We start from the raw sequence: 23,295 nt of genomic DNA, 5'->3' as shown, positions 1-23,295 counted from the left end.
TCACCGAAGCCGCAATCCATAAGGCTTGGCCTCGGACACGTCGGTCGAACAATCCATGGCGGCCGTGGCGCGCTGGCGCTCGGACGCGGCGTATGGGCGATCTGGCGCCCCGGCGAATCGTGAACGGACCGGAGCTGTCGCCGGTGCATTCCTTGCGCAGCCCTATAGACCCTTGCGCAGCGGGGGAAAAGCGCGAAGGGCAAACATGTCAATTGCCGGCGGGCGGGCAGGTGGCGGATCCGCAGGCGCGAACGTTGGCGATTTTCTGTGCAAGCGCGTCGGCGCCGACTGCGCCGGGCACGACCTCATCGCCGATCACGTAGCTCGGCGTTCCGTTGATATCTAAGGCGGTGGCGAGTTCCGCGCTCTCGCTCAGCGCGGCCGCAACGCCCGAGCCGCCGATCTTCGGGCGCAAGGTGGCTTCGTCGACGCCGAAATCCTTGGCGACTTCGAGCGCGCGGGTTTCGTCCGCCTGCGAACGCGAGGCAAGGAGGGCCTTCTGGAACGCGCCGTACTTCTCCGGCGCGACTTCGCGAAACGCGAGGCTGACGCGCGTCGCGGCTTCCGAGGGGGGGCCGAGCACCGGGATCTCCTTCAACACGACGCGAAGGTTCGGATCGCTGTCGACGAGCACCTTCACGTCGCTCGCGGCGCGGCGGCAGTAGCCGCAATTGTAGTCGAAGAACTCGACGAGGGTGACGTCGCCCTTCGGGTTGCCGACGACCGTTCCTTCCGGCGAGGCTTCGAGCCGTGACTTCAATCCGAGGATGGTGTCGCGCTGCCCGACCTTCGCTTCCGCCGCGCGCTTCGCGTCGAGCGCCTGTATCGATTCCAGGAGCACCTCCGGATGTTCCAGAAGGTAGTTCCGGACGATTCCCTCGATTTCGTCCGTCTGCGCCTGATCGAAGGCGGAGGCGTGGGAAGCGGTCAGGAGGAGAGCGCCGATGGTCAACGAGCGAAGGAGGCTGCGCGCGCTCATTTGCGGTTCACTTTCGTAATGATGATATCCTGCGCCTGCCGCCACTGCGGTGAGTTCGGCCGGAATTTCTGCTGTGCCCGCGCGGCGAAGATCTTCGCCTGGCGGAAATTGCCGCCTTCCCAGTAGCCTTCCGCCGTCGCCAGCTCGGCCGAGCCGACGTCGCCGACCTTGCCGTAGGCCATGGCGAGGAACTGGTAGGCGGTGGAGTTGGCGGGATCGGACTCCAGACCTTTCCGGATCTGCGAAATGGCTTCCTTCATCCGCTCCGGCTGACCGCCGGTCACCAGGGCCTGACCGACTGCGGCTTCCAGAATGCCGGAATCGGACGGATCGAGCTTGGCGGCGGTGCGGAACGCGGCAGCCGCTTCGTCCGCCTTGCCGCCCGCCATCAGGATCTCTCCGCGCACCTCGTGAAACCATGGCGTCTTCGGTGAGGACGCGATCAGCGCATCGATCTTGGTCAGCGCCGCCTTGGGCGAGCCGGCGAGATGCGTCGCGATCGCGTCGCCGTAGCGAGCGGGCAGGCTGGTGATGTCGCGGCCGAAGGAGCGGCGCACCTGCGCGGCGCCTCCGTTGTAGGCGGCGATCTTCGCGCGAGCCAGATCGTGGCGAAGCTGAAGCTCGGGCGGGTCCTTCTTATCGAAGTAGGGGCTTTCCTTCGCGGCCGTCTGGAGGAAGCCGATGCGTTCCTGCGGCGCGGGGTGGGAGGACACGTAGCGATCCGACGAAATGCCGGACAACATGTTCTTGCGCATCAGGCCGGAGAAGCTGTCCAGGAGACCCTTGGGGGATTGCTGGGTCTTCAGAAGGTATGTGAGCGCGGAGCGGTCGGCGGTGGTTTCCTCCGTCCGCTGATAGGCGAAGAGGCTGCGTTGCGCGATGCTGCCGCCGCTCGTCATCAAGCCGCCGCCGACGCCCGCCAGCGAGCTGTTGCCGCCCGCCGCACCCGCCACCGCCGCGCCCGCGCCCAAGAGTCCCGCCACCACGGCGATCGTCTTGGCCCGCTCGATCTGCTCGCGCAGCCGCTCCTGATGGCCGCCGGCCAAGTGGCCGACCTCGTGCGCGAGAACGCCGATCGTCTCGTTCGGCGTTTCGGAATCGAGGATGGTGCCGGTGTTGATGAAGATGCGGCGCCCCGCCACGAACGCGTTGAAGGCGAGATCGTTGACGAGGACGATCTCGACGCGGCTGGGCGAAAGCCCGGCCGCCCGCAGGATCGGTTGCGAGTAGTCCTTGATCAGCGCTTCGATTTCCGCGTCGCGCACGATCGGTAGGGATGGGCGACGGGCCGTCTGCGCCGATGCGACCGGAGCCGCGATGGCGAGAGACAGGACGGCGATACCGACCCGTTTGACGATGCTCCCGATCAAAAAATCCATCCCACGTCTTCCCAGGCTCGCTTCCACGCTTCTAGAACGCAGGCTCGCTCGACACCATCCCGGCGGGTGTCAAGCGCATTGCATTCCGGCGTTTATGAGGCTTTCATGTCCACTCTTCCGCCCATCAAGGCCTCGCGGCGCTCGCAGATCGATCCGTTTCGCGCCATGGACATCATGGCCGCCGCCAACCGCCTCGTCGCGGAAGGGCACGATGTCATTTCGCTGGCCGTCGGCCAACCCTCCGCCCCGGTCCCCGAGATCGTATCCGACGCCGTTCGCGCGTTTCTGGCGCGCGGCCGCATCGGATATACGGACGCGCTCGGCCGCCAAGGCCTTCGTCGGCGTATCGCGCGACACTACGCGGAGAGCGAGGGGGTCGATGTGTCCCCCGACCGGATCATGATCACCACCGGCTCCTCGGCCGGCTTCAACCTCGCATTCCTAGCCGCTTTCGATGTCGGAGACCGTGTCGCGATCGCCTCGCCGGGCTATCCCGCCTATCGCAACATCCTTCTGGCACTGGGGCTCGTACCCGTTGAGATCCCGGTGGGACCGGACGATCGATATATCCTGACGGCCGAGGCACTGGAGAATGCCCATCGCGAGGCGCCAATCCGCGGCGTGCTCATCGCCAGCCCGGCCAACCCGACCGGTACGATCACGCCGCCGGACGAACTGCGCAAGCTGGTGGAGTTTACGGACGCGGCCGGGATCGTGTTCGTTTCCGACGAGATCTATCATGGGCTGGCGTACGGTGCGCCGACCGTCTCGGCTCTGAAGTTCACCGATCGGGCGATCGTCGTGAACTCCTTTTCCAAGTACTATTGCATGACCGGCTGGCGGATCGGCTGGCTGGTGCTGCCGAAGCCGCTCACGCGCGCTGCCGAGCGTATCGGGCAGAGCCTCTACATCTCGGCGCCCGAACTCAGCCAGATCGGTGCAGAGGCCGTGTTCGACGCGCGGGAGGTTCTGGAGCGGACGAAGCTCGACTATGCTCGAAGCCGCGAAACGCTGATGACCGCGTTGCCGCAGTTCGGCTTCCTCGACATCGCGCCGATCGATGGGGCCTTCTATGCCTACGCCACCATTCCCAATGGGTTCGAGCACTCGTCCGAGTTTGCCGAGGTGGCGTTGGAGAAGGCGCTCGTTGCGTTGACCCCGGGCATCGACTTCGATCCGCAGCGCGGCGAGCGGACGGTGCGCCTGTCCTATGCAGGCGACCCGGCCGAGATCGAACGCGCCGTGGCGCGGCTCCGCACGCTCCTGGTCTGACCCATTCCCAAAATGAAAGGAGCGGCCGTTGGGCCGCTCTTTCCCAGCTTGTTACTCGGCCGAACGTTTCGACCACCAGCCGCGCTTCTTGGGACGCGTGTCCTCCTCGGCGCTTTCCTGCCCGTTGGTGGACAGGCGGGGGCTGGCGGGCGGCGCGGGCGGCTGGTCGTTGGCGGCGGTGATCTCGTGCTCGCTCGTCACTTCGTCGCGATCCGCAATCTCAGCATCCGCCGGCACCGTTTCTTCGGCGACAGGCTCGTCCACGGCTTCCGGTTCCGCCGCCGTTTCGACTTCCGTTCCGGTTTCGCCAAGCGGCTCGGCATTGCCGTCCACCTGGGCGGCCTCGACCTCCGAAGGCTCCGCGACAGCGTCGGGCGCTTCGTCCGCGCCCGCATCGGATGCTTCCGTCACAGCGTCGTCGTCACGGCTGCGACGGCCGCCACGACGACCGCGACGGCGACGCTTGCGATCGCGACCCTCGCTGTCGTCCTCGCCGGCAGGCGCTTCCGCCGTTGCCTCGGCGGCGGCTTCGTCGTCACCGGCGGTGGAAACGGCATCATCGCCATTCCCGTTCTCGTCCTCGGCCGAACCGTCCTTCTCGTCCGAACGGCGGCCACCGCGGCGACGACGACGGCGGCGGCGCGAACCGTCGCGGCGCTCGTCTTCGCCGTTGGGGGCGGGCGTCGTCGCCTCAGCTGCCTCCGCCTCCTCGTCATCGGATTCGATGATGGCTTCCTCGATCTCGATGAGATCGGGCGAAACGGCAGGGGCCGTCGCGATCTGTTCCGGCTTGACTCGCTTCAGCGCTTCCGCGCCGTGCTCGATCGCGATGTGCTGATGGCCGAAGCCCTCCACCGCTTCCAGAACGATGCGCAGACCGTAATGACGCTCGAGCTCGTCGATCGTCGCGCGCTTTTCGTTGAGGACGTAGAGCGCCGTCGCGGTCGGAACCTTGACGATCAGGTCGTGCGTACCGTGCTTCTGAAGGTGCTCCTCGATCGAGCGCAGGAGATGCAGCGCGAGCGACGAGGCCGAGCGGATGAAACCATTGCCGCTGCACACCGGGCAGACCTGCATCGTGGATTCGAGAACGCTGGCGCGGATGCGCTGGCGGCTCATTTCCAGAAGGCCGAAATGCGAGATGCGGCCGATCTGGATTCGGGCGCGATCGTCCTTCAGGCAATCTTTCAGGCGCTTCTCGACGTTCCGGTTGTTCCGCTTCTCCTCCATGTCGATGAAATCGACGACGACGAGGCCGGCGAGATCGCGCAGGCGGAGCTGGCGGGCGACCTCTTCGGCCGCTTCGAGGTTGGTCTGATAAGCGGTGTCCTCGACCGAATGCTCGCGCGTCGAACGACCGGAGTTCACGTCGATCGCCACCAGCGCTTCGGTCTGGTTGATGATGATGTAGCCGCCGGACTTCAGCGTCACGTGGGGCTGCAGCATCTTGTCGAGCTGCGCTTCAATGCCCTGGCGGGTAAAGATCGGGACGAGTTCGCGATAGGGCTGCACCACCTTTGCCTGGCTCGGCATCAGCATGCGCATGAAATCCTTCGCCTCGCGGTAGCCGGCGTCGCCGGCCACGAGGATCTGGTCGATGTCCTTGTTGTAGAGATCGCGGATCGAACGCTTGATCAGGCTGCCTTCCTCGTAGACGAGGGCAGGGGCGCTGGACTGGAGAGTGAGCGTGCGCACGGTTTCCCAGAGGCGCATCAGATACTCGTAGTCGCGCTTCACCTCGGCCTTGGTGCGGTTGGCACCGGCCGTGCGCAGGATGATGCCCATGCCCTTGGGCACTTCGAGATCGCGCGCGACCTCCTTCAGGCGCTTGCGATCCGCCGCGTTGGTGATCTTGCGCGAGATGCCGCCGCCACGGGCGGTGTTCGGCATCAGGACGGAGTAGCGGCCGGCCAGCGACAGATAGGTGGTGAGGGCCGCGCCCTTGTTGCCGCGCTCTTCCTTGACGACCTGCACGAGCAGGATCTGGCGACGCTTGATGACTTCCTGGATCTTGTACTGCTTGCGCGGTGCGCGGTTGCGAACCGGCACCTCTTCCATCGCGTCCTCGCTGCCGAGGTCGTCGACTTCCTCGACCTCCTCGACCGGCGTTTCTTCCTCGGCCTCGCGCGAGCGGCGCGAGCTGCTCCGCCGACGGCGCGGCTTTTCCTCGACTGCGACTTCTTCGTTCTCCGCCGTCGAGACTGCTTCCTCATCGGCAGCAACTGCGACGCCTTCGTCGGCTCTGTCCCCGACAGGAGCTTCGTCCGCCCCGTTCTCGGCGGGATCGGCGGAACCGTCTTCCGGCTCCGTCACCTTCTCGTCCGACGAGGCGTCGGCTTCCGCAGCGACGGCCTCGAGCGATTCGGACACGCTGTCGTCGGCGGCGTCCGCTGCCTGCGCTTCGCTCGAGCGTGAGCGACGGCTGCGCGAGCGGGCGGGCTTCGCTGGCTTACCCTCGTCGTGGTCTTCGTCCTCCTCTGCGCGCGCGAGCTCTTCCTCGATCAGAGCTTTCCGGTCGGCCGCGGGAATCTGGTAATAGTCGGGGTGGATTTCGCTGAAGGCGAGGAAGCCGTGGCGATTGCCGCCGTATTCGACGAAGGCGGCCTGCAACGAGGGTTCGACCCGCGTCACCTTGGCCAGATAGATATTGCCCTTGAGCTGCTTCTTGTGCTCCGACTCGAAATCGAATTCCTCGATCCGGTTACCCTTGACGACGACGACCCGGGTTTCTTCCGGGTGGGCGGCGTCGATCAGCATCTTGTTTGCCATGTGATCTCAACTCCGGGCCCTGCCGACGCCGGGAGGATGCGGTCCTTGAAACCGACATGGATTCCGGGATGGGGAGGGCCGACACGGTCGGCTCGCGGCGTAGGGCGGATGTCCTCGACGAACAAACGCCCGGTTCGACCGAACCGAGCGAAGGCGTCATGAGAACTCCGTATGCCGATGACACGCGCGAACGACCTGCAACATATGATGGCCGCGAAGCAGCCGACGAAATCGCGGGTTTTGGAAAAGGACGACGCCTTCCCCGGCATGACCCGCATAGGAACCGATGGACGCAAGCGGCCCGATCGGCGCAAATCTGTACGAGAAACCGGCGTGTGGTCGCGTGTACGCCCATTAACGATGCATCCGTTCTGCGGTGCGACCGTCGGCGACGCATCCACGCGAATGACGCAGGAGCCTCACTTATGCTTGTAAGGCGCGTTAGCTCCGCAAACAAGGGGAGGGCTCAACGAAGCGGCAGGAGGTCTGCTTGCCGCCATCTTGATCGACCATGATCCCCTCCTGAAGTCACCAAGGTCGCCCGCTCGCCATGCTCGCTGCCCGAAATCTCCTGCGTTTCCTGGTTTCCGTCGTTTGCGTCGCTCTTCTCTTCCCGTTCCCGGCTCATGCGGAACAGAGCGATCTATCGATTGTCGCGAAGATCGAGACCGTCGCCGTGCCGGACGGTTTCGGTCTCGATCTCGATCTGATCGGGACTGCGGTTCCGCAACTGATTCTGTTGGAAGCGCCCTACCGGGTCGCTCTCGATTTTCCCGAAACGCTCGCGGCGGCCAAGCTGCCTGACATCAAGAGAAGCAAACTCGTGTCCGGAATCCGGCATGGATTGATCGCCAACGATCGATATCGGCTGGTTCTCACGCTTCCGGGTCCCGTCCGTCCCGAACTGAAGACGGAGCGGACGGAAGCGGGAGCGCGAATCTCGCTTCGCCTTCACGCGGGCACGCGGAAGGATTTCGTCGGCCCGAGCGTCGCGGCGCCATCCAAACAGGCTGAAAGGAGGAGTGCGACCGCTCCTCATCGCTTCGTGGTGGTTCTGGATCCCGGCCATGGCGGCATCGACAAGGGGGCGACGGGGCAGAACGGGGCCGAGGAAAAGACCGTCAACCTCGCTTTTGCCAAGGCGCTGCGGCATGCGCTGAAACCGTATGAAAACGTGGATGTCGTCATGACGCGCGAGGACGATGTCTTCATCCCGCTCAACGAGCGCGCGGCGATCGCGCGCCGGGCGGGCGCCAATCTGATGATCTCGCTTCACGCCGATTCGATCCGCTACAGCGAGTTGCGCGGCGCGACCGTATACACCCTGTCCGACAAGGCGTCCGACAGTCTGGCCCGCGAACTCGCAGATGTGGAAAATTCCGCCGACCGGTTCGCGGGGCCGGAATGGGACCAGGACGCCCCGGAAATCCACGATATCCTGGTGGATCTCGTGCGGCGCGAGACCGAAGGACTGTCGGAGCATTTCGCCGTTCGGTTGGTCGCCGATTTGCAGCGCGGCGAGGTCCGGTTGATCAACAACCCGAAGCGCTCGGCCGGGTTTCGCGTGCTCCGCGCACCGGACGTACCCTCCATTCTCCTGGAGATGGGGTATCTGTCCAACGCCGACGACGAGAAACTGCTGACCTCGAGCGACTGGCAGGGCAAACTGGCGACCATTCTGGCCCGCTCCATCGGCGATTTCTCCGCTCGCGCGGGCACCATGGCACTTGGCTCCGACCGGTGATGCGCCGGCGCAACAGTGTCGGAGGGCAGCGCTGCAAACCATGCGCCCGCCGCATTTTCCCTCCATTCGCATTGCGTTAACGTTTCGCAGCGGGCATGGCCGGGCGGTGGCGTTCCCGCCCGCCACTCGGCCGAGCGACCGGCCCAAGCAGCAGCCAACGAGGATACGATGATCAGACTTCTTGGCTACCTGTTCGGAATTGGAACGGTGTTCGCCCTGATCGTGGCCGGCGGCGTGGCTTGGTATGTCGCAAGCATGAGCCAGGACCTGCCGGATTATCAGGTTCTGGAACGCTACGAGCCGCCGGTGACCACGCGCTTCCACGCGGCGGACGGCGCGCTGATGGCGGAATACGCCAAGCAGCGTCGCCTTTATCTGCCGATCCAGGCCATTCCGCAGCGGGTGAAGGACGCCTTCCTTTCGGCCGAGGACAAGAACTTCTACGAGCATTCGGGCATCGATCTTGAGGGCATCGCTCGCGCCGCTCTCGTCTATGTCCGAGGGGGCTCGCTTCAGGGTGGCTCGACGATCACCCAGCAGGTCGCCAAGAACTTCCTTCTCACGAACGAGCGCTCGATGGAGCGCAAGGTGAAGGAGGCGATCCTCTCGCTGCGCATCGAGCAGGCCTATTCGAAGGACCGCATCCTCGAACTGTATCTCAACGAGATCTACCTCGGCATGGGCTCCTACGGCGTCGCGGCCGCTTCGCTGGCTTATTTCGACAAGTCAGTCAGCGAGCTGGAAATTCAGGAGGCCGCCTATCTCGCCGCGCTTCCCAAAGCCCCTGAGAACTACAACCCCTTCCGTGATCCGGGTGAGGCGATCGGACGCCGCAACTGGGTGATCCAGCGGATGGCCGAAAACGGCGTGATCACGCAGGAGGAAGCGACGGCGGCCATCGCCAAGCCGCTCGGCGTGAACCCGCGCCCGAGCGGGACCTATCTCGCTTCCGCCGAATACTTCACAGAGGAAGTGCGCCGGCAGATCATCGCGCGGTACGGCGTCAACGCGCTCTACGAGGGCGGTCTTTCCGTTCGCAGTACCCTCGACCCGCAGATGCAGGAGGAAGCCCGCACCTCGCTGCAGCATGCCCTCGTACGCTACGACCAGACGCGCGGCTATCGCGGACCGGTTGAGACGATCGAGGTTGCGGGCGATTGGGGCCCGGCGCTTAACAAGATCGAGCCATTCGCCGACGTGCCGGAATGGCGGCTTGCCGTGGTTCTATCCGCCGACAACAACTCGGCCAGCATCGGCCTGCAGCCGACGCGCGACATGTCCGGTCGGCGCGGTGCGGACCGCGATGTCGCGACGCTTTCCTTGAACGACATGAAGTGGGCGTTGCGGCAGGATCGCGAGGGTAAGCGCGGAAGCGTTCGCTCGGTCGACCAGTTCTTGTCGCGCGGCGACGTCATCTATGTCGAGGCTAAGGGAGACGGGTTCATTCTGCGTCAGCCGCCGAAGGTGCAGGGCGCCCTGGTGGCCATGGATCCTCATACGGGCCGTGTCCTGGCGCTGGCCGGCGGCTTCTCCTACTCGCAGTCCGAATTCAACCGCGCGACGCAGGCCTATCGCCAGCCCGGCTCGTCCTTCAAGCCTTTCGTCTACGCTGCGGCCCTCGACAACGGCTATACGCCTGCGTCCGTGATTTTGGACGCGCCCGTATCGATCCCCGACGGGCGGGGCGGTTTCTGGGAGCCGAAGAACTACGGCGGCGAGGTGGCGGGTCCTTCGACGCTTCGCCTCGGCATCGAGAAGAGCCGCAACCTGATGACCGTTCGTCTGGCCGACGACATGGGAATGAAGCTCGTGGCCGAGTATGCCGAGCGCTTCGGCATCTACGACAAGATGGCGCCGTATCTGCCCATGGCGTTGGGTTCGGGCGAGACGACCGTTCTGCGCATGGTCTCGGCCTATTCGGTCATCGCCAATGGCGGTCGTTCGATCGAACCTTCGCTCATCGACCGCATTCAGGATCGCTACGGGCGCACCGTCTATCGGCACGACAACCGCAAGTGCGACACCTGCAACGCGTCCGACTGGAGCAATAACGCCGAACCCGAACTGGTGGACGAGCGCCAGCAGGTTCTCGACCCGATGACCGCCTACCAGATCACCTCCATGATGGAGGGTGTCGTCCAGCGCGGCACGGCGACGGCCGTTCGCGAACTCGGCGTACCGGTGGCCGGCAAGACCGGCACCACCAACGATGAAAAGGATGCATGGTTCGTCGGGTTCACGCCCAATCTCGTGACCGGCATCTACCTCGGCTACGACAACCCCCAGCCGCTCGGACATGGCGGGACCGGCGGCGGCTTCGCGGCGCCCGTGTTCATGGAGTTCATGAAGCAGGCGCTGGCCGGGAAGCCCGTTGTGGATTTCCGCATTCCGGACGGGATGACGCAGATTGCCGTCAACCGTTCCAACGGGATGGCGGCCAGCCCCGACGCACCGGGATCGATCGTCGAGGCGTTCAAGCCCGGTACGGGTCCTTCGGACCAGTACGAGGTCATCGGCGGCAGCTATGCCAGCGCTCCGGCGCAGCAGGCGATCTCGCCGGAAGCGGCGAGCGCGATCGCCTCGGGCGCCGGCGGGCTCTTCTAGAAAACGCTGATCTACGGGTTCGCTTTACACGATGGGGAGCCGCACCTATGGTCCGCGCTCCCCATCCGCGTTTGTAAAGGAAATGCCGGCATGCGTGCCGAAATCGAATCGATCGTCGACGAAATCAAGCAGGCCGTAAGCCTGCTGAGGAGGCATCTTTGACTGGGATCAATCGGTCCGCGAACTCGATCGCCTGAACGCCGCCGCCGAGGACCCTTCCATCTGGAACGATGCGCAGGAAGCGCAGCGCCTGATGAAGGAACGCCAACGGCTCGATACCGCCATTAACGGAATCCGCAATCTCGAACGGGCGCTCGGCGACAATATCGAACTCATCGCCATGGGCGAGGAGGAGGGCGATGCCGACATCGTGGCGGAAGCCGAAGCGGGCATTCGCGCGCTCCAGAAAGACGTCGGCGAGCGCCAGATCGAAACGCTTCTTTCAGGCGAGGCAGATTCGAACGACACCTATCTCGAAGTGCATTCGGGTGCTGGCGGCACGGAAAGCCAGGATTGGGCCTCCATGCTTCTGCGCATGTACATGCGCTGGGGCCAGCGCTCGGGCATGAAGGTCGAGGTGCTGGAAGAGCAGGACGGCGAAGAAGCGGGCATCAAGTCCGCGACGATCCTTCTCAAGGGTCACAACGCCTACGGCAAGATGAAGGTCGAGTCGGGCGTTCACCGCCTCGTGCGCATTTCGCCCTACGACAGTCAGGCTCGGCGGCATACGTCCTTCGCTTCCATCTGGGTCTATCCGGTGGTGGACGATTCGATTCAGGTCGACGTCAGTGAAAGCGACGTTCGCATCGATACGTATCGAGCGTCGGGGGCAGGCGGTCAGCACGTCAACACGACGGACTCGGCCGTGCGCATCACGCATCTGGCCAGCGGCATCGTCGTCCAGTGCCAAGCCGAGCGGTCCCAGCACAAGAACCGGGCGACCGCCTGGAACATGCTGCGCGCGCGCCTTTACGAGGAAGAGCTGAAGAAGCGCGAGGAAAAGGCCAATGCTCAGGCCGCTTCCAAAACGGATATCGGCTGGGGTCACCAGATCCGATCCTATGTCCTTCAGCCGTATCAGATGGTGAAGGATCTGCGCACGGGCGTCGAGAACACGACGCCACAGGACGTTCTCGACGGGGAAATCGACGAGTTCATCGAGGCCGCGCTCGCGCAACGCGTGTTCGGCGGCGAAGTCGAGGTTTCCGACGTCGACTGACCGGCGACTTGCCGCTTTCCGGGCGTATCGAACGCTCGGGAAGCGGCCTCTCCGTCAGAGGGCCGCCCAGCGGCGACCGGCGCGGATGTAGCGCTGGGGGTCCACCGGCTCGTCCCGGATCCTCACCTCGTAGTGCAGATGCGGCCCCGTGCTGCGCCCAGTCGATCCGATCGCTCCGACGATCGTCCCGGCCTTCACATGGTCGCCGACATGCGCGTCGATACGCGATAGATGGGCAAAGCGGGTCGACACGCCGTTGCCGTGGTCGATTTCCACCGCTTGGCCGTACCCTCCCATATCCCCCGCCGATACCACGCGTCCGGCGCCCGTCGCGCGGACGGACGTACCCTGAAGGCCGGCAAAATCGATGCCGGTGTGAAGTGCGGCGCGTTCCAGGAACGGGTCGGACCGTACGCCGAACCCAGACGAGATCACCGTTCCCTTCGGCTGCGGATCTCCGAGGGGAAGCTGGTCGGCGGAGTTCTTCAAGCTTTCCAGGATCGCCAACCGTTGTTCCAGTTGGCGAACCTGGGTGTCGAACGTGTCGTCGATCGAAGCGGCCACGAACGGTCCACCCATTCCCTCCGTCGACGCGGCCACCTTGCCGAGCGGTTTGAGCGCATCGGTCATTCGGTCCACCTTGTCGGCGACCTGCTGGGAGAGGTTCGACACGCTCGCTCTTTGCTGCTCCTCCACCAAGCCGACCGTCTTGCGGATCGACGGCAGAAGCTCGCTGCGAAGATGCGCGATGTCGGTGAGGTCCGTTCGCGACACGTCCTCGATCTGGCTGCGAAGACCGAGAAGCGGGTCGGCGGCGCCACTCGTCGAAAGAACGCCCGTATCCGTGGGGTCGGGTTTGGACGTGTCGATCAGACCATGATCCGCAGCTTGCTCCATCAACGGTCCGAGGCGCTCGAACTGCCCGACGATGCGCTGCTGCTGGGAAAGGAGGTTGCCGACCTGACGACCGATCTCTTCCCGGTCCACCAACTGGCGCGTGGTGACGCGATCAAGTTCCTGTCGCAGTCCGTTGATGCGATCTTCGTAGACGTTCGTCGTTCGCACTTCGCGATCCAGCATCAACTGGATGACGCGGTCGCTCGACAGCAAGAGACCGATGGCCGCAACGCCCGCGGCAACGGACAGCGTTGCGCCGCCGGCAAGGACTCCGAGGCCCCAGGACGGTAGCGTCCAATGACGGACGCGGTCTCCGCGCGCGATGACGATCGTGTGGGATTTCGCGCGTGCGTCGAAAAGCGAGTTGCCAGACTTCGAACTCATGACCCGGCTCCGGGCTTGCCCAACGCGGCAAGCTGGAGAAATTAGAGTTCATTAAGGTTAAAGCCGAGTTGATATTCGCGGCGCTAGTGGGAAAGGGATGAGAGGGAGCGGTAGAAGGTCGGCGTCAGCCCGGCTTCCGCGCGGGCGCGGTCGTTGAAGGGCGCCTTGACCTCGCCGCGAAAGCATTCGCGGACGAGCTCCTGGAAGCGCCGTGCGGGGTCGATCCGCTGCCGCGCGCAGAGGAAGCGGAACCACTTCGCGCCGACAGCGACATGGCGCTTCTCGTCGTTGTAGATGATATCGAGGATCGCTGCCGTTTCAGCATCGCCGACCTCCGTGAGCTTGCCGAGCAGCGACGGTGTCACGTCCAGCCCTCGCGCTTCCAGAATGAGGGGAACGATCGCAAGCCGTGCCGCAAGATCATGCGCGGTTGCTTCCACAGCCTGCCAAAGGCCGTCGTGGGCCGGTAGGGCGCCGTAGCGCGATCCTAGCTTTTCCAGCCGATCCGACAGAAGACCGAAGTGCCGCGCCTCGTCGGTCGCCACCAGCATCCAGCCGTCGAAGAAGGAGCGTGGAACCGGCTGCCCGCAGAAGCGCGCGACGATATCGAGAGCCAAGTCGATCGCGTTCAGCTCGATATGGGCGAGCGCGTGGATCATCGCGATCCGCCCTTCCAGGGTATGGACCGATCGACGCGGCACATGGCGCGGGCTGACGAGTGCCGGTTCGCGGGGGCGGCCAGGGCGCGACGGCAGGGATGGATCGGACGGTGCGGACAGGCTGAGCGTGCGCGCGAACCAGCGCTCGCCGGCAAGGCGCGTCAGCCGGCATTTCTCCTCGAGATTGGCGGAGGCCAGCGCGTCGATGGCCAGGCCTCGCAAGGTTGCGGCGTCCGGCCCTCGTTCGGTCACGCCGACGTTCCGGCAAGACGACGCGCTTCCTCAAGCACCTCGCTCGCGTGCTCTTGCACCTTTACCTTCGGCCAGACACGACGAACGGCACCAGCCTTGTCGACGAGGACGGTGGTGCGTTCCACACCCATGTAGGTCTTGCCGTACATGCTCTTTTGGACCCAGACACCTGCCGGCTCCAAGAGGGCCAATTCGGGATCCGAAAGAAGGGGAACGGCCAGCGAATGCTTGTCGCGGAAGCGACAGTGCTTGTCGATCCCGTCCGGCGAAACGCCGAACACCCTCACGCCCGCCTTGACGAAGTCGGGCGCGAGTGCGGTGAAGTCCAAAGCCTCGAGCGTGCATCCGGACGTGTCGTCCTTGGGATAGAAGAAGATCACGTAGGGTTGGCCGGCGAGGCTCTCGGACGAGACGTTCTCGCCGCTATCCGCCGGTAGATCGAAGATCGGAAACTTCTGCCCTGTCGCCAGACTTGCCATCGAGCCCTCCTTTCGGCCAATTGCCGCGATACATGCACAGCGTCGAGCAAGGGCCGGGTCGTTGAATGCCGGCGCCGAATCCTCGTGCCGAACCGCGCTTGTTGTCTATCATGATGTCGTCGGGATGGGGGTCATCCATAACCGACGCTCTGTTGGTTTTTGTACGGGGATGTGTGCTCGGTTCGCCCGACACGATGGGTAGGAGCGCACTGTCCGGATGAAATATCTCGCGCGCTTTGTTGCTGCGATCGGTATCCTGATCCTAGTCGTCGTGGTCTTGGCCGTCGGCGCGTTCGCGTTCCTGTTCGGAACGGAAAGCGGCGAACGCTTTGTCCAGGCGCAAACCACGTCGGCACTGGGACGCCTGCTAGGGCCGAGATACGAGGCGACGCTCGCGCAGCAGCATTTCGAATTTCGGCCGGACGGCACGCTCGCCTTGAACTGGCGCGACGTCGTCCTGCGCCGCAAGGACGCGCCGGACAACGAGTCGCGTGTCGATCGCGTTTCCGTCGCCCTCCGTTTGATGCCGTTGGTTTCGGGCTCGCTCGAGTTCGGCCGATTGGAGATCGACGGTGCACGTGTCGATCTGGAGGCATTCGCAGGCCACCAAACAGATGTGGGGGAAAAGCGTCCTGCGCCTGCGCCGGGATCGCTGATGACGCGCACGGCGGACCGGGCGATCTCTACTTTGGAGCGTCAACTGAAGACGCTTCGCGATTTTCATTTCGACACGTTGAGCCTCGACAATATCGTCGTTGAGGGCGTGAAGGTTTCGGGTGGGCCAAGCCATACGGTCGAGCTGCGCCATGCCGAACTTCACCGCGCGATCGACGGGACCTTACGCCTCACCTCCCAGCTGAGGGCCGGCGAACTGCCGGTCGTGCTTTCCGGGACGGCACGGTTCGACCCCGAGACGGAGCGGCTTCAGCAATTCACCGCGCGGTCGGGGCGCATCGCGCTCGAGGATTTCCTGCCCCCTGCCGACAAAGCCGACGTCAAGGACGAGCGGCCGTTCGGCAGCAATTCAGAAGCGTCGTTCGAACTCGATCTCACCCGAGACGCCGAAGCCGACACGGCGACGGCATCCGCCTCCATGCATATCGGCAAGGGCGATCTGCAACTGGGTCTCAACCGGACCGAGATCGAGGACATCCAACTCAATCTTAGTTTCCGAGAGGGCGATACCGGATTCGTCGTCGAGCCAAGCCCGTTGCGGTTTCGGGACGTCGAAATGGAGTTGCGCGGCCGTGCCGACCAGATCGATGTGGGCGACACCACGCTTCCCGAGCGGTTCCGTTTCCAAATCGGGTCGGATGCGATCCGCTCGCGGGTTGGGCTGGAGGATCCCGGAGTTTCGCCGCAAACGGCAAAGCTCTCGTTGGAAGGAGAGTTCGATGCTGCTAGCCGACGCGTGATCCTCAGCCGCTCGTTGCTCGCCGCCGGCGACGGCACGTTGCAGGCGACGGGGGGGTACGACGGATCGGCACCGGACGCCCGCACGACCCTGTACGTATCGGCTGCCAATCTCTCGGTGGCGTCGGTTCGAGCGTTCTGGCCGTTCATGATATCGGGCAAAGCGAGACGCTGGGTGCTGGAGCATATCGAGAACGAGGGTCTGGTTCCGAACGGCACGATCGGCATCGACATCGCACGCGATCGGATGGGGCCGGCGTTCAAGCCCGGCGGCAACCCGAGCGAAACGGAACTGCGGGTCGATGTCGCGATCCAAGGCGCACGGGTCATGCCGGTCGGCGACGTTCCACCGCTGGTGGAGGCCGCCGGAACGGTGCAGACGCGCGGCGGACGGACCGTGATCGATGTCGAGGGCGCAAAGGCCGAAGGGTTCGGGAGCGTCACGCTCCAACCGGCGCAGGTCGTTCTGGAGCGACCGCCGAACGGCGGGCCACGCGATCTTCAGGTCGATCTGACGCTTCACGCCGCAGGAGATGTCGCCGAGCTCCTTCACGTCGCGGATCGCGAGCCGATCCATGCGTTCAGGACGGTTCCTCTTCAGATCGATCCGTTCAAGGGTCGAGCAGCCGCCGACGTTTCGGCCGTGCTCCGTTTCGGCGACGATATCCCGAAGTCGGAACAGGTCGCGAACTGGTCGGTGGACGCCAAGCTCGACGGGGTGGACCCCGGTCAGGCTATTCAGGGACGGCGCTTCGCGGCGTTGAAAGGGAATTTCCGCGTGATCCCCGGCCAAGCCAGCGGGTCCGTCGACGGAACGATGGACGATCTGCCGGCCTCGTTGGACTTCGCCCTCCCGTTCGGGGAAAAGCCCGTCGGCTCCCGCAGCGTCGAAGTCGGCCTCAAGGTATCGTCGAAGAAGGCCGTCGAACTGCTTCCTGCGCTGAAAGGCGTGGTCGACGGGCCGATCGATGCCCGGATCGTGGACGGGGGAGAAGGTCTCGACGCGGAGATCGATCTGACACGGACGGCGCTCGACCTTCCGGCTGTCGCTTGGAAGAAGGGAGCCGGCGTTCCCGCGAAGATAGCGTTCGATCTGACCCGAGACGGATCGATCACCACGCTCAGGGACATGCGGATCAAGGGAGACGGTTTTTCGGCGGACGGCAGCATCGTGCTCGACGAAGGGGGCCTGCGAAAAGCCGACCTGTCCCATGTCGCACTCAATCCGAACGACTCCGTTCGCGTGGCGGTCGAGAGGCACAAGAGCGGGTTCGGCGTGAAGGTCGAGGGCGAGCGGTTCGACGCACGTCCCATTCTGGCGGAAATCAAGTCCGGACTCGGTCGGGAAAAGAAGGGGCGCGTCGGAGGCGGTACGTTCGATGTGATCGCGGACGTCGATCGTCTCGATGGCTTCAACGGAAAGTCGGTGGGTGGCTTTTCCTTGAACTATGCGGCGTCGGACGGCCAGTTGGCGGCCCTTGCCATGTCGGGGACCATTGGCGGTGTCGGGGTCAGCGGCGACCTGTCGCCGCGTGACGACCAGCGGCGAATCCGTATCGCTTCGGACGATGTCGGCGGCTTCCTGGGTTTTGCCGGCCTCTATGATCATATGGAGGGCGGGCAGGGCGGCCTCACGCTCCTGGGCACCGGCCAGCGCGGCTACGCCGGTGAGATCAAGGTCGCCAATTTCACCCTCGTGAACGAGCCTCGACTGTCGCGTATTGTGGGTTCCTCGCCGACGCCGCAATCCAAGAGCCTCTCGCAGGCGGTAGGCAAGGACCTTCGGACCGAGCGTGCCTTCTTCGACCATTCTTCAGCGAAGGTGGCGTATGACAACGGGCGTCTGCGCGTTGCGGACGGGATCATCCGGGGGCCGGTGTTCGGATCGAGTTTCGCGGGAACGATCTACGATCCGTCCGGGCAGATCGACATCTCCGGATCGTTCATGCCGGCCTACGGGATCAACCGGGTCTTCGGCGCGATCCCTCTCGTCGGCCAAATCCTCGGGAACGGAAACGAGGGCGGACTGATCGGCCTGACCTACCGCGTCAGCGGGGCGTTCTCCTCGCCGACGCTCGTGGTCAACCCGATCTCCGCGATCGCGCCGGGCATCTTTCGTCAGATCTTCGCCTTCGATTGATGCGCGAGGCCGCACTTGGCGGGCTCGTCACTTCGCGGATCAGTCCGCAAGTTTCAAAAGAACGTGTCGCTTCTTGCCGAGCGAAAGCTTGGCGACGCCGTCGGTCATGGCCGCGGGATCGAGTTTGAAGCGCTCGTCGGAAACGGCCTGATCGTCGAGCCGCACGGCGCCGCCGGCCACATGGCGACGGGCCTCGCCGTTGGACGACGCCAGACCGGCCTTCACCACCAACGATAGAATGCCGATGCCGTTCTCGACGTCGGATACCGATAGGCGAATGGTCGGCAGGTCCTGCGCAAGGGCGCCTTCTTCGAACGTGGTGCGGGCGGTTTCCGCCGCCTTCTCGGCGGCGTCCCGGCCGTGGACGATGGCGGTGGTCTCGGTTGCGAGAATCTTCTTCGCTTCGTTGATCTCCGAGCCGCCGAGCGACGCAAGGCGCGCGATCTCGTCGAGCGGAAGGCGCGTGAAGATTTTCAGGAAGCGGCCGACGTCGGCGTCCTCCGTGTTTCGCCAGTACTGCCAGAAGTCGTAGGGGCTGAAGAGATCGGCATTGAGCCAAACGGCGCCGGACGCCGACTTGCCCATCTTCTCGCCGCTCGACTTCGTCAGGAGCGGCGTCGTCAGAGCGTAGAGCTGAGGGCCGCCCATGCGGTGCGACAGGTCCACGCCGTTGATGATGTTGCCCCACTGGTCGGATCCGCCCATCTGCAGGACAGTGCCATGGCGGCGGTTGAGCTCGGTGAAGTCGTAGCCCTGCATGATCATGTAGTTGAATTCGAGAAAGCTCAGGGACTGCTCGCGATCGAGCCGCAGCTTCACCGAATCGAACGACAGCATCCGGTTGACCGAGAAGTGCCGACCGACATCGCGCAGAAACTCGACGTAGTTCAGTTTCAGCAGCCAATCGGCATTGTTGACCATGATCGCAGCGTTCGGCCCATCGTAACGCAGGATGTTGCCGAAGACGCGCTGGATGCCGTCGATATTGGTCTGGATCTGCTCGGGCGTCAGCATGCCGCGCTGCGAGTCGCGGAAGGACGGATCGCCGACCATCGACGTTCCGCCGCCCATCAAGCTGATGGCCTGATGACCGGTTTCCTGAAGCCAATACAGCATCGTCACCGAGATCAGGTTGCCGATGTGGATCGAGGTCGCCGTCGCGTCATAGCCGACATAGCCGGTGATGCGACCCTTCGCAGCCAGCGCGTCGAGCCCTTCCGGGTCCGAAACCTGATGAATGAACCCGCGCTCGTCCAGGACGCGCAGGAAGTCGGATTTGAAACGGCTCATGGAATTGGTCCAGGTCGAAAGGGTGCGGCCGTGGCCGCCTTACTTGAGGCGCTTGGGGCGGGCGTCGGAAAGCTCGCCGGCCAGACGGCGATCGAGATACTCGGCGCACTCGCCCAGAAGCTCGTCGGTCTGTTCCGAGAAGAAGTGGTTGGCGCCGGCCATCGTCTTCTGCGTGATCAGGATGCCTTTCTGGGTCTTCAACTTGTCCACCAGGCCCTGGACATCCTTGGGCGGCGCCACGCGATCCTTGTCGCCGTGGATGATCAGGCCGGACGACGGGCAGGGCGCGAGGAAGGAGAAGTCGTAGGAATTGGGCTGCGGCGCGATCGACATGAAACCCTCGATCTCCGGCCGACGCATGAGAAGCTGCATGCCGATCCACGAGCCGAACGAATAGCCCGCGACCCAGCAATGCTTGGAGTCGGGGTGCAGCGCCTGGATCCAGTCGAGCGCGGCGGCGGCGTCCGAAAGTTCGCCCGCACCATGGTCGAACTCGCCCTGGCTGCGCCCGATGCCGCGGAAGTTGAAGCGCAGCGTCGTAAAGCCGCGCTCGACGAACATGTAGAACAGCTTGTAGACGATCTGATTGTTCATCGTGCCGCCGAAGCGGGGATGAGGATGCAGAACGATCGCGATCGGCGCGTTCTTTTCCTTCGCCGCCTGATATCGCCCTTCCAGGCGGCCGGAGGGTCCATTGAAGATGACTTCGGGCATTCTGCAAACCTCGGGAGAACCGCGCCCGGGAGGGCCGGGCAGCTTGACGGAGGAAGGGCAGCCTCGTAGGTTCTATGACTTAGAACGATTCAAAACTACACGGGTCCTTTTGGGGCGCTATGTAGTCTGTCGGTCGCTTGAATTACAAACATTTTCGACGTCGGCGCCTTCATAGCGATCTCCCATCGGGCAAACTGGAAAACCGTAGGACGCTTGTGCAGGAAAGCAGGATCTATCTCGATCACAACGCAAGCTCGCCTTTGATCAACGAGGCGAGAGATGCGGTTCTGCGTGCGCTCGAATTCCCGGGCAATCCGTCCTCCGTGCATTCGGAAGGCCGCGTGGCGAGGAGTGTTCTGGATGAAGCGCGAGCGGCCGTCGCATCGCTGGTCGGCGCACATGCCCATGGCGTGGTGTTCACGAGCGGAGCCACGGAAGCAGCTGCGACCTGCCTGACACCGCACTGGCAAAGGGGTGGACAGCCGCTTCGTCTCTCGCGGCTGGCCGTGCTTGAAACCGATCATCCCTGCCTTCTGCAAGGTGGCCGGTTCGAAACCGACGAGGTGACGCGACTGCCGGTTTCAGCGGATGGCGTCGTATCGCTTGGTGCGCTGAATCAATGGCTGGAGGCGGGAGAGCCGGGGCTGGTTGCGCTTTGCTCGGCCAACAGTGAAACGGGAGTCCTGCAGCCGGTCGAGGAGATTGGTGCGTGTGTCAGGGCGTCGGGAAGCCTTTTCGTCTGCGACTGCGTTCAGCTGGCAGGCCGGATGCCGATCGACATGGCGACCCTGAGTGCGGATGCGGCCATCGTGTCCGCACACAAGATGGGAGGGCCGAAGGGGATCGGCGCCTTCGTGCTTCGGAACGAAGGATTGCGGCCGGCGCCTCTCCTGACCGGGGGAGCGCAGGAGAAGAGGCAGCGTGCGGGCACCGAGGCGTTGCCGTTGATCGCCGGGTTCGGAGCGGCGTCGCACATGGCGAGGGATCGTGCCATGGATGGGGCGAAGCTCCTACATCACCGTGAGCGGATCGAAAGCCGCCTGACCGCTGTCCTTCCGGGTTTGTCGATCGTCGGCGAGGGCGCAGCGCGTTTGCCGCAGACGCTCGCCTTTCATCATCCCGCCTTACGCGGCGAGACGGTACAGATCGCGATGGATCTTGCGGGCTTTGCCGTGTCATCCGGTTCGGCGTGCTCATCCGGCAAGGTGGAAAGCAGCCACGTGTTGCGGGCCATGCAGGCCGCCGGTGCATCGATCGATGCGGCAAAAGGTGCGGTTCGTGTCAGCTTCGATCACCGAACGACGGAACTGGAGATCGATCGCTTCCTGTCCGCATTCGCTGCCTATGCCGCCCGTACAATACCAGCCGACCCGCCTCGGAAAGTCGCTTGAAGCGCTTGCGATAAATCTGGTTCGCCGTCTTCAACTTTTATCCGGCGACACCCATTTGAACCGTTGTAAACAGCCGCTATAGGGCTCTTTGCAAGCCAACCACCGGACTTTGAATCCGGCGAGTGTGGAGAAGAACGATGCCAGCAGTCCAGGAGACGATCGATCAGGTTCGCATGATCGATGTCGACCAATACAAGTACGGTTTCGAAACGCTGATCGAGATGGACGTCGCCCCGAAAGGGTTGACCGAAGACACCATCCGCTTGATCTCCGCGAAGAAGAACGAGCCGCAATGGATGCTGGACTGGCGGCTGCAGGCGTTCGAGCGTTGGCAGTCCATGGAGAGCCCCTCCTGGGCGCGCCTGGATTATCCAGCGATCGACTTCCAGGACATTCATTACTACGCCGCGCCGAAGTCGATGTCCGGCCCCGCTTCGCTGGACGAAGTGGACCCCGAAATCCTTCGCACCTACGAGAAGCTCGGCATCCCGCTCAAGGAGCAGGAGATTCTGGCGGGTGTCCGCAAGCCCGACGAGCCGTCCGAGTTCGGCCGCGACGACGACTCCGGGGTGCCGGGGTCCGAAGGCAGCTATGGCGGCCGGGTGGCGGTCGATGCGGTGTTCGATTCCGTGTCCGTCGCCACGACCTTCAAGAAGGAGCTGTCGAAGGCCGGCGTGATCTTCATGCCGATCTCCGAGGCCATCCGCGAGCATCCCGAACTGGTGCAGAAGTATCTCGGCTCGGTGGTTCCGATGTCGGACAACTTCTTCGCCACGATGAATTCGGCCGTGTTTACCGACGGCTCCTTCGTCTACATCCCGCCGGGAGTCCGCTGCCCGATGGAGCTTTCGACCTATTTCCGCATCAACGAGCGCAACACGGGCCAGTTCGAGCGCACGCTGATCATCGCCGACAAGGGTTCCTACGTCTCGTATCTCGAAGGCTGCACCGCGCCGCAGCGCGACGAGAACCAGCTTCATGCCGCCGTGGTCGAGCTGGTCGCGCTGGACGATGCGGAGATCAAGTATTCGACGGTGCAGAACTGGTACCCCGGAGACAAGGACGGGAAGGGCGGCATCTACAATTTCGTGACCAAGCGCGGTGATTGCCGCGGCGCCAACTCGCGCATTTCCTGGACCCAGGTGGAAACCGGCTCGGCCATCACCTGGAAGTACCCGTCCTGCATCCTTCGCGGAGACAATTCGCGCGGCGAGTTCTATTCGATCGCGGTTTCCAACGGTCGCCAGCAGATCGATTCTGGCACCAAGATGATCCATATCGGCAAGAACACGTCGAGCCGGATCATTTCGAAGGGCATTTCGGCGGGAAACTCGAACAATACCTATCGTGGCCAGGTGACGGCGCAGCGCAAGGCGGCCAACGCGCGCAACTTTACCCAGTGCGACTCGCTGCTGATCGGCGAGGAGTGCGGGGCGCATACCGTCCCCTACATTGAGGCGAAGAACTCCTCGGCGCAGTTCGAGCACGAGGCGACGACGTCCAAGATTTCGGAAGACCAGCTGTTCTATTGCATGCAGCGCGGCATTCCCGAGGAAGAGGCCGTGGCGCTCATCGTGAACGGCTTCGTCAAGGATGTCATCCAGCAGTTGCCGATGGAGTTCGCCGTCGAGGCACAGAAACTGATCGGCATCAGCCTGGAAGGCAGCGTCGGCTGAGTTCTCGCCGAGACAAGCCATCGAGAACCGGTGC

Annotated in this window: 15 protein-coding genes; 7 read left to right on the top strand and 8 right to left on the bottom strand. The window is 64.0% G+C overall.

Features of this window, described 5'->3' with window-relative positions; genetic code table 11:
- Positions 1-208: 208 nt before the first annotated feature.
- Both H7A85_RS16260 and H7A85_RS16255 read right to left on the bottom strand, forming a co-directional pair.
- On the bottom strand, positions 209-979 hold the full coding sequence (locus tag H7A85_RS16260; protein ID WP_182087017.1) for a DsbA family protein: 771 nt from the start codon (positions 977-979) through the stop codon (positions 209-211).
- Positions 976-2,358: a M48 family metalloprotease gene (locus H7A85_RS16255; RefSeq protein WP_182087016.1), complete on the bottom strand. Its 1,383-nt coding sequence runs from the start codon at positions 2,356-2,358 to the stop codon at positions 976-978. The genes H7A85_RS16260 and H7A85_RS16255 overlap by 4 nt, the downstream gene beginning before the upstream one ends.
- Before the next feature lie 105 nt (positions 2,359-2,463).
- On the opposite strand from H7A85_RS16255, the gene H7A85_RS16250 reads away from it, so the two are divergent.
- Positions 2,464-3,630 carry an aminotransferase class I/II-fold pyridoxal phosphate-dependent enzyme gene (locus H7A85_RS16250; RefSeq protein ID WP_182087015.1) on the top strand — a complete coding sequence of 389 codons (1,167 nt, stop codon included), beginning with the start codon at positions 2,464-2,466 and terminating at the stop codon, positions 3,628-3,630.
- Positions 3,631-3,681: 51 nt separating this feature from the next.
- On the opposite strand, the gene H7A85_RS16245 is transcribed toward H7A85_RS16250, so the two are convergent.
- Positions 3,682-6,399: a ribonuclease E/G gene (locus H7A85_RS16245; RefSeq protein WP_182087014.1), complete on the bottom strand. Its 2,718-nt coding sequence runs from the start codon at positions 6,397-6,399 to the stop codon at positions 3,682-3,684.
- Positions 6,400-6,949: 550 nt separating this feature from the next.
- On the opposite strand from H7A85_RS16245, the gene H7A85_RS16240 reads away from it, so the two are divergent.
- The 3 genes from H7A85_RS16240 (at position 6,950) to prfB (ending at position 11,966) form a co-directional block, all read left to right on the top strand.
- The gene (locus H7A85_RS16240; protein WP_182087013.1) at positions 6,950-8,143 is read left to right on the top strand and encodes an N-acetylmuramoyl-L-alanine amidase; all 1,194 of its coding nucleotides are present in this window, start codon (positions 6,950-6,952) and stop codon (positions 8,141-8,143) included.
- A 168-nt stretch (positions 8,144-8,311) separates the two neighbouring features.
- A complete protein-coding gene (locus H7A85_RS16235) occupies positions 8,312-10,747 on the top strand; it encodes a penicillin-binding protein 1A (RefSeq protein WP_182087012.1) in 2,436 nt (811 codons plus the stop codon).
- Between the two features lie 90 nt (positions 10,748-10,837).
- A protein-coding gene (prfB, locus tag H7A85_RS16230) for a peptide chain release factor 2 (protein WP_182087011.1) occupies positions 10,838-11,966 on the top strand; the annotation gives its coding sequence in 2 pieces (ribosomal slippage) (positions 10,838-10,906 and positions 10,908-11,966; 1,128 coding nt in all).
- A gap of 54 nt (positions 11,967-12,020) precedes the next feature.
- On the opposite strand, the gene H7A85_RS21015 is transcribed toward prfB, so the two are convergent.
- The 3 genes from H7A85_RS21015 to H7A85_RS16215 all read right to left on the bottom strand — a co-directional run bounded on the left by H7A85_RS21015 (position 12,021) and on the right by H7A85_RS16215 (position 14,637).
- The gene (locus H7A85_RS21015; protein ID WP_182087010.1) at positions 12,021-13,247 is read right to left on the bottom strand and encodes a M23 family metallopeptidase; all 1,227 of its coding nucleotides are present in this window, start codon (positions 13,245-13,247) and stop codon (positions 12,021-12,023) included.
- Positions 13,248-13,330: 83 nt separating this feature from the next.
- Positions 13,331-14,158 (bottom strand): ferritin-like domain-containing protein, encoded by an 828-nt coding sequence (locus H7A85_RS16220; RefSeq protein WP_182087009.1) that lies wholly within the window; start codon positions 14,156-14,158, stop codon positions 13,331-13,333.
- A complete protein-coding gene (locus H7A85_RS16215) occupies positions 14,155-14,637 on the bottom strand; it encodes a peroxiredoxin (RefSeq protein ID WP_182087008.1) in 483 nt (160 codons plus the stop codon). The genes H7A85_RS16220 and H7A85_RS16215 overlap by 4 nt, the downstream gene beginning before the upstream one ends.
- Before the next feature lie 217 nt (positions 14,638-14,854).
- On the opposite strand from H7A85_RS16215, the gene H7A85_RS16210 reads away from it, so the two are divergent.
- Complete coding sequence (locus tag H7A85_RS16210) at positions 14,855-18,190, top strand: AsmA-like C-terminal region-containing protein (protein ID WP_182087007.1); 3,336 nt, start codon at positions 14,855-14,857, stop codon at positions 18,188-18,190.
- A gap of 39 nt (positions 18,191-18,229) precedes the next feature.
- Here the strand turns inward: H7A85_RS16210 and tyrS are convergent, their stop codons facing one another.
- Both tyrS and H7A85_RS16200 read right to left on the bottom strand, forming a co-directional pair.
- Positions 18,230-19,480 (bottom strand): tyrosine--tRNA ligase, encoded by a 1,251-nt coding sequence (tyrS, locus tag H7A85_RS16205; RefSeq protein WP_182087006.1) that lies wholly within the window; start codon positions 19,478-19,480, stop codon positions 18,230-18,232.
- A 39-nt stretch (positions 19,481-19,519) separates the two neighbouring features.
- A complete protein-coding gene (locus H7A85_RS16200; RefSeq protein WP_182087005.1) occupies positions 19,520-20,194 on the bottom strand; it encodes an alpha/beta hydrolase in 675 nt (224 codons plus the stop codon).
- 215 nt (positions 20,195-20,409) lie between these two features.
- Here H7A85_RS16200 and H7A85_RS16195 point away from each other — a divergent pair, with 215 nt between their 5' ends.
- Together H7A85_RS16195 and sufB are read left to right on the top strand one after the other, a co-directional pair.
- Positions 20,410-21,585 (top strand): cysteine desulfurase family protein, encoded by a 1,176-nt coding sequence (locus H7A85_RS16195; RefSeq protein ID WP_182087004.1) that lies wholly within the window; start codon positions 20,410-20,412, stop codon positions 21,583-21,585.
- Positions 21,586-21,722: 137 nt separating this feature from the next.
- Positions 21,723-23,261, top strand: coding sequence for a Fe-S cluster assembly protein SufB (gene sufB, locus H7A85_RS16190; RefSeq protein ID WP_182087003.1), 1,539 nt, complete (start codon positions 21,723-21,725; stop codon positions 23,259-23,261).
- Positions 23,262-23,295 lie beyond the last annotated feature (34 nt).

This window comes from Aureimonas sp. ME7 (assembly GCF_903970965.1).
Classification (GTDB): Bacteria; Pseudomonadota; Alphaproteobacteria; order Rhizobiales; family Rhizobiaceae; genus Aureimonas.
This window is presented reverse-complemented; position numbering and strand designations above follow the sequence as displayed.